The organism is Flavobacterium rarum (SeqCode) (assembly GCF_965234445.1).
Lineage (GTDB): Bacteria > Bacteroidota > Bacteroidia > Flavobacteriales > Flavobacteriaceae > Flavobacterium > Flavobacterium rarum.
Genome location: NZ_OZ248503.1, coordinates 113,685 through 126,300, shown reverse-complemented (window position 1 = coordinate 126,300; position 12,616 = coordinate 113,685). Strand labels below are relative to the sequence as shown.

The 12,616-nt window shown below is 31.9% G+C and carries 8 protein-coding genes; 1 reads left to right on the top strand and 7 read right to left on the bottom strand.

Features of this window, described 5'->3' with window-relative positions; all coding sequences use genetic code 11:
- The first annotated feature begins 97 nt into the window (after positions 1–97).
- On the top strand, positions 98–895 hold the full coding sequence (locus AC8GF4_RS14400) for a rhomboid family intramembrane serine protease (RefSeq protein WP_506595614.1): 798 nt from the start codon (positions 98–100) through the stop codon (positions 893–895).
- Positions 896–936: 41 nt separating this feature from the next.
- Here AC8GF4_RS14400 and rlmB read toward each other — a convergent pair whose 3' ends face one another.
- The 7 genes from rlmB to AC8GF4_RS14365 form a co-directional block, all read right to left on the bottom strand.
- Positions 937–1,671 (bottom strand): 23S rRNA (guanosine(2251)-2'-O)-methyltransferase RlmB, encoded by a 735-nt coding sequence (gene rlmB, locus AC8GF4_RS14395; RefSeq protein WP_269223836.1) that lies wholly within the window; start codon positions 1,669–1,671, stop codon positions 937–939.
- Between the two features lie 77 nt (positions 1,672–1,748).
- Complete coding sequence (locus AC8GF4_RS14390) at positions 1,749–4,400, bottom strand: reprolysin-like metallopeptidase (RefSeq protein ID WP_506595613.1); 2,652 nt, start codon at positions 4,398–4,400, stop codon at positions 1,749–1,751.
- Positions 4,401–4,731: 331 nt separating this feature from the next.
- Complete coding sequence (locus AC8GF4_RS14385) at positions 4,732–5,244, bottom strand: lipid-binding protein (protein WP_506595612.1); 513 nt, start codon at positions 5,242–5,244, stop codon at positions 4,732–4,734.
- Between the two features lie 10 nt (positions 5,245–5,254).
- Positions 5,255–5,989, bottom strand: a complete 735-nt coding sequence (locus AC8GF4_RS14380; protein WP_506595611.1) for a BT_2262 family domain-containing protein — start codon at positions 5,987–5,989, stop codon at positions 5,255–5,257.
- Positions 5,990–6,000: 11 nt separating this feature from the next.
- The gene (locus AC8GF4_RS14375) at positions 6,001–7,431 is read right to left on the bottom strand and encodes a SusD/RagB family nutrient-binding outer membrane lipoprotein (RefSeq protein ID WP_506595610.1); all 1,431 of its coding nucleotides are present in this window, start codon (positions 7,429–7,431) and stop codon (positions 6,001–6,003) included.
- A gap of 11 nt (positions 7,432–7,442) precedes the next feature.
- The gene (locus tag AC8GF4_RS14370) at positions 7,443–10,631 is read right to left on the bottom strand and encodes a SusC/RagA family TonB-linked outer membrane protein (RefSeq protein WP_506595609.1); all 3,189 of its coding nucleotides are present in this window, start codon (positions 10,629–10,631) and stop codon (positions 7,443–7,445) included.
- A gap of 84 nt (positions 10,632–10,715) precedes the next feature.
- Positions 10,716–12,413 (bottom strand): BamA/TamA family outer membrane protein, encoded by a 1,698-nt coding sequence (locus AC8GF4_RS14365; RefSeq protein WP_506595608.1) that lies wholly within the window; start codon positions 12,411–12,413, stop codon positions 10,716–10,718.
- Between the last annotated feature and the right edge of the window lie 203 nt (positions 12,414–12,616).

Genomic DNA, 12,616 nt, shown 5'->3' with positions numbered 1-12,616 from the left:
TTTGGATACATTTTTGATTTATTTAAAGTAAAAAAAACTAAAATTCTAATTTGTCTAACTAATCTAAGAAGTCTAACAATCTGAATTGTCTAAAAAAATGGAAGAAAACCAATTTAAATTCACCAATGCCGTAATAGGAGTGCCACTTTTTTTTGTATTGTTCTTGTGGTTTATTTATTGGTTGGAAATTCGTTTTGGTTTCGATTTCGATCATAACGGAATTTTACCGCGAACTTTTTCCGGTTTGCAGGGCGTTGTTTTCAGTCCGTTCATCCATTCCAATATTGAACACCTTTATAATAATTCGATTCCATTACTAGTGCTATTGGCCGCTTTGTTCTTTTTTTACAGCAAAGAAGCAGTTGGAATAGTAGTATACGGAATTTTATTTTCAGGAATCCTTACATGGATTATCGGAAGAGAAAATTACCACATTGGAGCTAGTAGTTTAATTTACGTATTGGTTTCTTTTATTTTTTTCAAAGGAATCCAAACCCAATATTATCGATTGGTAGCCTTGTCTCTTACCGTTGTAGTGCTCTATGGCGGTACGGTTTGGTATGTCTTTCCGAAAGTCGATGAAGCCATTTCTTGGGAAGGACATTTATCCGGTTTAATTGCTGGTTTTGTACTTACTTTTTTATACAAAAAGGCAGAATTCAAAAAAATACTGAAATACGATTGGGAACGACCAGATTATGATCCGTCACAAGATAAATTCATGCAGCGCTTTGATGAAAATAGCAATTTTGTCAATCCGCCAAAACCTGAGATTATTGATGAAACTCATTCTGAAATCAATCCTTTTTTTATTTCTAACTCAAATGTGATTTATGATTTTATCGAAAATAAAGAGGTCATAAACGAAAAAAATGAATCAAAACCGGAGCTTTGATTCATTTGTGTTTTTCACTCCCCCATTTGGGGGCTGGGAGGCTAGCTTCTCTGACGGACTGCTTCGTACAAAAAAGCACCACAAGCCACTGAAACGTTTAGAGAGCCTATAGTTCCAAACATTGGTAATTTAGCCTTCTCGTCAACTATTTTTAGCACTGATGGATTTACCCCTCGATCTTCAGATCCCATAATAATGGCTACAGGTTCATTCAAAGAAATATCATATATGTTTTGATCCGTTTTCTCAGTTGCGGCTACAGTTTTAATACCGCTAGCTTGCAATAAGAAAATAGCATCTTTTATGTGTTCAACTTTACAAATCGGAATGTTAAACACAGCACCTGCCGAAGTTTTTACAGTATCGCCATTCACTGGAGCCGAACCTGCTTTCTGAACAATAATTCCATTTACACCCGTACATTCTGCTGTTCTAATTATAGCACCAAAATTACGAGCATCCGAGATTTGATCCAAAATTAAAAACAAAGGTTTCTTACCGTTATCAATAACTGTTTCTATTAAGCTTTCCAAATCAAAAAAGGAAATAGGGGAGATGGTGGCAACTGCACCTTGGTGATTGTTAGGAGTAAGCCTGTTAAGTTTTTCAACTGGTACATAAGAGAAATTGATATTGCCACGTTTCATCACTTTCATCAAGTCTTTCATTAGTTCGCTACTTGCTTCCTTCTGAATATATACTTTATCAACTGTTGCGCCCGCTTGTATGGCTTCAATTATTGCTCTAATCCCAAATATTTGATGTTCTTTTTCCATAGTGCAAAGTTAGGTAAAAGGTTTGTAAAAAAAAAACCACCAGCTAGGTTGGTGGTTTTGAGTTAATATTTTTTCCTTTATTCAATAATTATTTTCTTTTCCTCTTTTCTATCTCCATCAATAACTTTTAGTACATAGATTCCTGGGTTTATATTTTTTAATTTAATTTCTTCGTTAAAACTAGATTTATTCGGATATTTTTCATCAAAAAGTTTTCGTCCTAATAAATCGTATACACATATTGAAATGTTAGCTGTGGATTTGCTGTTAAATTGAATGTTAAGTGTTCCTTTGCTCGGATTTGGGTACGACATAAAAGAGTCGATTTTGAAATCTTTTTCGCTCAAAGAAGTGAACTTTTTAGTGCAGATTGTTAGTGAAGCGTTGTCTATTTTACCAATATCGCCATTGCTTGGATCTCTAAATCTCAAAGTCCATTCGTTTTGAGGGTTTTGCCCGTTTAATATATTTAACGGTTCAGCAGGGCTAACTTTTTGAACGGCTGTATTCGAACATGAAATTGGATTTCCTTGATCGTCAAAGTTTAGCTTCAAACTAGAATTTCCACAATTTTTATTTAAAAGTTTTACAATAGTTCCTTGAGAGCTTATCAATTCTATTTCTATATCTGACATAAATGTATGTGTTACACCAATGTTTACAGTTACATTTGTAATGGTATCCAAGCCTGATGGAACTGTAATTGTTTTTGACATAAAGGTTTTGGTTTCTGGAATATCATATGGAGCATCAAAGGTATAAGTATTACAAGCTGAAGTAACATTGTAACCAATTGCAAATACTGTTTTATTAACTGTGTAGTAGATATTGTTTACAGGTTCTATTAAAAGTCTACAATTTGTAGTTTTTATATCTGGCACAGTTATTTCTTCAATCCCGTCATTAGGTGTATTCGAAGCTAATGATATTGGAAACGTCATTCCTCCATCAGTTGAAAGTTTAATATTCACAGTAGCTGAACCATCTAAATTTTCTGAACCATTTACGTTCCAAGTTATTCTTTCAGTAGTGTTTTGAGTCCATCCGATATCGCTTGTACTTTGCGATGTAAATTCAAAAGGACCTGCATTTTCACTTATTGTAACAGTTGTGAAATCTGTAGCTGTTTGGGCTGTTTTAGATATTGCGTTATCTCTTGCTGTTAGTGAGAAGTTAAGCACTCTGCCTATTGTAGAAACAGACTCCCATTTTGTAGACAATTTGTTGGCTAGGACATCTTTTAATGCTGGCATATACCTGATTGGTGTGCTACTCGGGTATAAAGATCTAAAAAGTGGGCCGTCAATTTTGGTAGAAAAAACTGTACTGTTAGCATCAATTTGCGTTATTGCACTATCGTTTTGTTCCCAACAATAAGAAACGTTGTCCCCTTCTTGATCCGTTCCGGTTCCTTTAAGGACGAATGCTGTTCCTTTTGGTATAGTATGGTTTAACCCAGCATCGATTAATGGAGGATTATTTGTTGTTTCTTTATCAATTGATGCTTTTGAAGAAAGGTTACTTTGAATCTGAAGAATACTATTTACACTGTAATAATCGTCTGAATGCATTTGTACATTATAATTAGTTACACCAGCATAGCCCATAATTGTTGAGCCACTTCCAGGCTCAATGTTTGCACCAGTACCTTCAATTTTATGAGAGAAAGTGTGATTAGCTCCTAATTGATGTCCCATTTCGTGGGCTACTATATCAATATCAAAGAAATCACCAATTGGAGGAATATTTCCTGGGGCAGAGTAACCGCTACCTTTTCCTCTTGGAGCATTGACGGTAGGGTTTTCACAAATGCATCCAATGCAACCAGCATTGCCACCACCACCAGAACCAGCAAATAAATGCCCAATATCGTAATTGTTGTTTGTAATTACCTTAGTTAGATTTTCTTGTAATTCTATATTCCATTTTGCACCTAGTGGATTATCTGCCCCTAAAGAAGCATCAGAATAGGGATCCGTATTTGGATCTAAATAGATGATTTGATTGTTATTAGCAATGATTTCGAATTTTACTGCAAAATCTTTATTAAGGACACCGTTAACTCTTGTCATTGTGGCATTCATACCCCCCAATACACCTTCGACAGTATTGCCAAAATGGCTTGAATATTCTCCATTGCAGGATAATGCTAAACGGAATGTTTTTAATGTTTTATTATTTGCTTTAACTCGATTGGTTATTTTGTTGTTTAATTTAACATCATCCGTTGAACATGTAAAAGGTAAACGCTCGGTTGTTATACTTTCAGAATTTGATAAGACGTAAATTGACTTATCTCCTGAGGATTGTTCGATAAATTCGGATCCGCTATCTGCTCTAAGTGTCATGGTTTGAATTCCATTTTGTGATATGCTAAAGTGAATTGTTGCAGTAGGATCATTTATTCCAATTCCTGCATATGCTCTAATATTAGGGTATAATTTTTGTAATTCAGGAGCGAAATTCGAAGATTCCCACACATTAAATTTCTCTAATTCACCTTTTGTGTTTGGGAATTCAATTTCATTACCCTTTTTTTTGCTGTCTTGGACTGCAGTTTCTGAAAGTATTTGTAATAGAAGAGTTTTATTTAATTCATATTGAAGGGTTTTTTCTGAATTTTTTAGTGCTGATTTGTTACTATTTATTCTCTTCCAAAGTGAATTGGTTTGTGCATTATTATAGATTGAAAATAAGACAAAAAATAAGAGGAGTATTTTTTTTTTCATATTTTAATATTTAATGTTTTTTTTGTACTATGTAATTTGCATATTTTCATTGGTGTTTATATCATCGGTTACTATCTTATTTAGGTACTCGATAATTTTTAATTGTGACCAATTTAAGTTAATGCTAATTTCGTAGCTTGTTAATATTTTTTTAATTTATGGAATATATAACGATTATATTTAGATCGTCTAACTTCACGCTAATAAAGATTATAGCTACAAAATTAGTCTGCTCTATTTTGTCAGTTATTAAATGTTAAAACAATTTAATTTCTGAAAAAAAACCATCACTAATTAAAGTGATGGTTTTATTTTGATTTAAATCAAAAATCTAATATTCGTCTTCTTTGAAACCAGTTCTTTTATGACCTTCATAAGATATGATTGTTCCTGGAGGATCATAACTAAATTGAGCTTTAAAAGTAATTTTATCTACTTTGTGTCCAGCTTTAGAAAGGCCAGTACCTTTTTCGATCTTTCCGTCAGTAATAGTTACTGTACTTTTTGGGGTACCACTTACGTCTAAATCCAATAAGTTTGGAGATGCTGTAGCGCTAAAAGTTCCATCATTATTTATGATCATTTTACATTTTATTGCATAACCGTCACCGTGATCATCGATCCACATAGTGTTGTCATTAGCTGCAGTGTTATATGTGTAATGGTGTACGTGCTGTGCTAAAATTCCAGATGCATCAGAAATATCAATATACCAATCTCCAGCAAATTGTTCTGTTGTTGTTCCTCCAGGATTTGGGTCACCTCCCTCATCACAAGATGAGAAAGAAGTAATCATAAGAATACTAAAAAGTACTTTTACAATATTATTTTTTAATTTATTCATTTTTATTGTATTAAAGTTGAACTTGAGTTAATTTAGCTATAAAAGTGTAAGCTGTTGGTGCGGTCCAAGTAGTTGTAAGTACAACTTCTTTAGTAGCTGCGTTAACAGTCAAGTCTTTTATATTTGCTACTCCACCAAAACCAGAATTGGTTAATGGATTTCCAGGGTATGTAAAAGTATTTGTTGCTATGTTTCCAGTAATTGTCCCTCCTGGAGTTATATAACCTATACCTAAACCTCTTCCGTATTCGTACCAACCTCCAAATGCATCTGATATTTGAAATGTACCATTTGCGTTTTTCCAAATATAAATATATTTTATATTTCTGTAATTTGCACTTGGAGTAGCTCCATTTCTGCTTATGGTACAAAGATAAACGCCTTCAATACTGTTTACTAAATCTCCAGTTTTGTATACAACAACTTTACGAGATGCAGTTGCAAAAAATCCATCTTTATTTGTTGCGGTATATGTTTGTATGTATTCATCAGGTGTGTTTGTATCAAGTGTTTTTGCACCTCGATATTTACCTGTAAATGTACTAACATTTGGAATAACTTTACCTCCTTCTGTAGAAACGCATCCTAAATCTGAATAAGTTCCACCTTGTGGTACAAAAACTGTTGCAGCTCCATTTAATTCGAGCAGAGGGTAATTTGTAACTGTTGATACATTTGCTGTGTCATCAGTACTACAAGCAATTGCTAAAAGACTTGTAAATATAATTGTGATTATTTTTTTCATTTCGAATATTTTTAATTCCACCATATTTTAGTAGTAATTGGTACTAAAACAGGTGTGTTTGGGTTAGCATTTCTTTCTGATATAGGATACACCAATCTTTTTGGAAATAATCCATTAGTAATTCCAGCTTTTGAATAAACGATTTGACCAGCAATGTATCCTGGTTTGTCATGATAAAGTGCTGATGTTTTTGGGTAACCTGTTCTATTTGTTTCCAAAAATGCTTCAAATCCATTACCAGGAAAACTTGCAATCCATTTTTGAGTAATAATTGTTTCCAATTTTTGATCAAAAGTTCCTGTAGATGGATATTCATAACCTCCACCTGCAGCTACAAAAGCAGATCCATTTAATGCATATCTTACAAAATTAGCATTTACGGCAGCATCATACAACGCTTTGCCAGATGTATTGTTTCTTTCTAATGCTTCTGCCTGAAGTAATAAACTTTCTTCTATTGTCATTAAATAAGCCGGAGTAGTTGGTTTTAATGTTACAACAGCAAAGGTAGCTTGGCCAGCTGGATTGTTTAGATCGCCTTGATTTAATGAATTTCCTACAGCATAATACTTACCTTTTCTTGGGTCAACTTTTGAATCGAAATAAGAAGCTAATGTAGTACTCATTCTTAAGTTTGTTGCTGTGTTTAATTGCCTGTTGTTTGATTCATATAGCGGATTACTTAAATCAGGGGCATCTGTAAATTGATCCATACCAGCATCAATATTTAAAAATTGTACTCCGGAGTTTAATAGTTGAGTAATACCAGCTTCAGCAATTGCTTTTCTAGAGCTATTGGTTTGTCTCATGTAAATTTTCAACTTAAGTGTATTCGCTAGTTTTACCCAGTTATTCATAGCTCCATCAAATATTAAATCATCTTTTCCTGGAGTTTCTCCTTTAGATTCAGACAAATTTTTCGATAAAGCAATATTTAAATCATTTAGCATTAAATCATAAACTTCAACTCCGGTATTAAATTTTGGCGTTAAATTATTTATATTATTTGCTTCAGTATAAGGTATGTCGCCATATATATCTGTTAAAACTTGTGAAGCTTGAACTTCTAGAGTTGTAGCAATTAAGTAATAATTCCAATTACCTTCATTTAAAGCTCTTCTCTTTACGTTCCTAATGTCTCCTAATGCATCATACATAGCATTCCAGATATTGTTGTAATCTGATGTTCCAATTGCATAAGTATCAATTTCTTTATATTGATTCGCTGCATTACTTTGTGTCCAGTATTGTGACCACATACCTCCAATTATTGCTAATGACGCACCTTCTGCACCAATAATTCCTGTAATTCCTGCAGGTAATTGGGAAGATAGTGGAGCACTACTTGGATTTAATGAATCTGGATCTCTATTTATGTCTAAATCTGAACAACCTACTATTAAGATTGATAAGACTATTATACTTGCTATTAATTTTTTCATTTTTCTTTAATTTAGAATGTTAATTTAAGAGATGCCCCATATGAATATTGTGAAGGGTTTGTACCAAATTCACCTTGCTCACTTCCTAAACCAGATCCGAAAGTTGATAATTCTGGATCAACATATGCATTACCATCTGGCGTCCATAATGCTAGATTTTTACCATAGATACTAAAAGAAGCATTTGATAATCCTAATTTTTTAGTTAAATCAAATGGTACATTGTACGTTAATGATACGTCTCTTAGTCTTACAAATGTTTTGTCAATAACATGTGAGTTTTCAGTAGCAGCATTATTTGATGGGTTGTAAAAATCTGTTTGACTTTCAAACGAAACAGCTGTGCTGTTTTCTTGATAACCTGTAACATTTCCAGAAGCATCTGTAATTTCGTTAACAGAATTTGGAATTACAAAAGTATTTCTATCATTATAAGTAGTTTCAATACCGTTTCCTGTAAAATGAGATAATCTCTTAGTATATGAATACATTTCACCCCCTTGTTTCCAATCGATATTAAAAGCTAAAGATAAATTTTTATATGCAAATTTATTTCTAAATCCCATAATGAAGTCTCTTTGTGAGTTACCTATTTTTTGTTGATCATCACTAACTTCGTAAAAACCGGTAGTTTTGTTTACAATGTACTTACCATCGTCTGTTTTTCTTGGTACAAAATTTTGAAATTCTCCAATTGGTTGGCCTTTAACCGCATTCCAACTTACACTGTAATTTGAAGCTAATTGTAATTTTTCTACTCCTCCAGCTATGTCTGTTACTTCAGAAATGTTTTTTGTAAATGTTGTTCCAAAATCCCATTTGAAATTTTCATATTGTAAAACTGCTATATTTAATGCAATTTCAACACCCTTATTTTGGATGTCTACAATGTTAGCTGTTTGACTAGCAAAACCTGTTGAAGTAGCTAATGGTCTAGCAAAAAGTACATCAACTGTTTTCTTGTTGTATACGGAAGCATCTAAATTTACTCTTTTAGAAAATAAAGCTGCTTCAAAACCTAGTTCAAATTCGTCGGTGATTTCAGGTTTTAATTGTGAGTTTCCAAGATTTCCTGCAAATTCGTAACCATTAACTCCTCCTATTGGTAAAAGTATTTGACCAGATCCTGCATTGGCAACACCTTGTATTAAAGTTGATTCTGTTTGATAAACTCCTGTGTCATTTGCTATTTGTGCATAACCTGCTCTTAGTTTTAAATAATATTCAGGAGAATCTAATACGATACCACTGATCGCGGCAGATGGATAAAAATATGAGTTGTTGCCTTGAGGTAAAGTTGAAGTCCAGTCATTTCTACCTGTTAATGTCAAAAATACTACATTCTTATATGATGTTTCTAATGAACCAAATACAGAGTATGACTTTCTTAAAGTATTACCTTGAGTCACTACTGGTTTAAGAGAAGTGTTAGATAATTCATAATAATTTGGAATATCTAAATTTGTAATAGAAGCTTGTAAGAATGATGATTTTCTTTCATTGGTATTTAAACCTAACATTGCATTTACGGTGAAGTCTTCGGCTACTTTTGAGTTAAAGTTGAAATTCAAGTTGTTGTCGAATTCTGTATTTTCATTTGTAGATTCTGTAACTCCACCAACTACTTCAATAGTACTTGCTAAATCTTGTGCTGATCCATCAGCATAATTTATTTTTGCGCCGTATGATTTTATTGTTTCTAGACGATAATCACCACCTCCTTGGTAGCTTGCAGAAAACTTATCATTTATTTTGTAAGTAAAATTAACATTACCAAACAATCTATTTCCATCAATATTAGTACTATTTTCATTTACTGTCCAATATGGATTACTCGCATATGGTGTAAAAAAGTTACTATTATTATTGAATGGATTATTTTTATAGTCTTTTAAATCTACAATACTAATATCCGTTGGCATTTGTAAAAGCTCTTGAGTAAGCGTATTTCCTTCTCCAGAAGCTGAACCTTGACCAGTGTTAACAGCATTTTGTATTTTTCTAACATAGTTAATGCTAGTTTTAACACTAATTTTATTATCTGTTATCCCTGCATTAAGTCCAAAAGTTTTACGCTTGTAAGAGTCTGCGGAAGTTGGGATAATACCGTCAGAATTTACATCAGAATAATTTAAAGAGAAGTTTGAGTTTTCTCCACCGCCACTTAGTCTTAGACTATTGGTATATGTGGTACCCATATCGTAGAAATCCTTAATATTGTTTTCTAACGCAACATACGGTTTTATTTGTTGAGAATTATCTACAATAGAACCCCAAGGTCTTATTTCGCCATTAAAGGCAGGTCCCCAAGAACCGTTTTCATTACTAGCATTGTTACCAGGCTGATTATTTGACCATGATTTGCCATTCCAACCTTGTCCAAATTGATTTTGAAAGTGAGGAACTCTTGCAACTTGTGAAAAATCAGTTGATGTTAAGAATTCAACTGAAATTTTAGATTTATTCTTAGCTGATTTTGTTGTGATTAAGATAACTCCATTAGAAGCTCTTGAACCATAAAGTGCCGAAGCAGCGGCACCTTTAAGTATAGACATACTTTCTATGTTGTTTGGATCTAAATCACTTACCCCATTACCTCCATCAAATGATCTACTTGTTCCAGATGATCCATTTGAGCTATTGTTTATTGGTGTTCCATCTACAACATATAAAGGGCTTACGCTACTTAAGCTGTTAAAACCTCTTATAACTACTTTTGAAGATGCTCCAACTTGTGCTGGTGCTACAATATCAACACCTGCAACTCTTCCTGAAAGAGATTCAAAAACATTAACATTGGTAACTTCTGTTAAGTCTTTTGCGCCTACATTAGCTGTTGCGTAACCTAGGGATCTCTTTTGTTTTTTAATACCCAAAGCAGTTACTACTACACTCTCTAATTGAGTTGCGTCACTTGAAAGTTTTACATTTACTGTAGTAGATGCGGCACTTTTTTCTGATGATTTCATCCCAACATAACTAAACACCAAAATATCGCTTGGTGCTGCTTTGATAGTATATCTTCCATCAAAATCTGATTGTGTTCCATTTTTTGTTCCTTTGATCAATACACTAACACCTGGTAAAGGCATTCCTGCATTATCGGAAACAATTCCTGAAACAGATCTTTCTTGCGCAAAAGTTAGTTGCGCCACAAGTACTACTAGGAGTACTAAGAATCCATTGAACTTTAGTTTCATTTTTAAATATTTTGAATTAGTGAGGCAAAAATCATAATAAATTGTTAACTATCCTAATATCTTAAAGTCTTTTTTTTGTTAAAGCTAAAATTTAACATTATAACTTATAGTTATGTTTGTGTTATAAAATTTCAATTCTTGTTTGTTTGTCTTTCCATTTGTAATTGAAAATTTCAATAGACCACTTGTGGTTTCTACGCCTAGGCCTACTCCGATTCCTAAAAGTCTTTTGTTTTTGTTTTCCTTTAAAGTATTGGTTGGATCCTCATAATAACAGTAATCTAGAATCGAATTAAAATACAATTTTTGTGATGTCAAAAGTTTATATTCGGACATCAAAGCTATCAATAAGTTTGATTGTAGTGAATTTTCTGCAAATCCTCTTATGGAATTTATTCCTCCAAATCGGAAAAGTTCGTTGATTAAATAGGTTTTACTTTTTAGATAATAATTCTGAAATTTTACATATATAATATTATTCTCATTAATATAAAAATTATTCATTATGTTAAAATTTACATAATTTTGTTTTATTGATGAGTCCGTAACATTAGTTCTTTTACCTGTTCCAAAGGTTAGTGTTAAATAGTTTTTTATCGGAAAAAGGGTGTTTTTTGTTTCGCTATTTACTATTTCAAAAGAAGAGGTGAAAAATGTGTTTTTATAATCCTTTAAATTTGTTTCATTGCCGTTTTGAATATCACTAGATTCGGTTGATTCAAATCCGAAGTAAAATCGTTTGTTGTAATTTAGAAAATATCCAAGTTGCAAAGCTGTCTTTGTATTTTGAAAAATACTATCTTGTTTTAAAATATTGATTTGTCCCTTGATGCCAATCGGGCTTTTTAATAGATAGGGTATGTCTAGCTTGGCATTAAAGGTTTTTTGATTTTCTCCGTCATTTTTCCAATAGATAGACAATTCTTCTCCGTTTTTAAGTGCGTTGGTTAATGTTAGATCTAGATATCCATTCAGTTTTATTTTTTCTCTTTCGGTATTATTAAATCCTATATAACCATCAAAACTATTTGCTTTCTTTTTTTCTATATAAATAAATACTTTGGTTGTGTCTTTTGTAAATAATATTTCAGGATATTTAGTTTGATTAATGAATCTATATTTTTCAAAATCATTTTTTATATTCTCTACCGTTTCTTGATTAAACACCGAATTTTTGTATTTTTTGTTGACTTGCTTTTCCGCGCCTTTTGGAAATATATTTATCTGAGATGGATTTTTGTAATTTAGTATTATGGCGTTTAAAGTTCGTTTATATCCGGTGTTTATAAGTAAATCTGCATATAGTTTTTGATTTTTTTCTATAATATTACCCAATTTTACTTTTGCAAATGCATAACCATTTTTCTCTAATTTTTGTGTAATATGTTTTAAAAAAGGTTCAATTTGAGAATATGTTAATTCGATAGAGTCCTGTTTTAAATCCTCTAATTGTGCTAGGATTTTATTTTTAGTTGCACCTATATATATATGGATATTTTTTATTTTTTTTTCTAATTTAATTTGGACTTTGAAGACACTGTCGTTTTCTTTCTTTTTATAAGTTATAATGTTATGTAGATAACCTATGTTGGTGAGTTTTATGCGTATTGTTTTTATTTCTTCCTCACTTTGGTGTAAATTAATGTGTTTTGAAGAGTATCCAATTGAATCTATAATTTTTGTTTCGCGAATTGAATTGCCAAAAATTTTTAATTCAAAATTTTGACTTTCTATGCTTAAGCTGTAGAGTATGATAAAAAGAAAGAGAATTTTTTTTTTCAATTTTTTTATTTTTTTTTATTAAACTATTGCAAATATCAATTGTTTGGGTGAAAAATCATAATGAATGGAATGAGTATATTTGTTTTTAAGCTTATAATTGAATTTTTACCGTTAAGTTTTAAGTTGAGAAGTTATTTATTTAATAAACAATATTTTACTTCACTGAAAAATTAATCAATTATGGTTTGTAGAGTAAAATATAT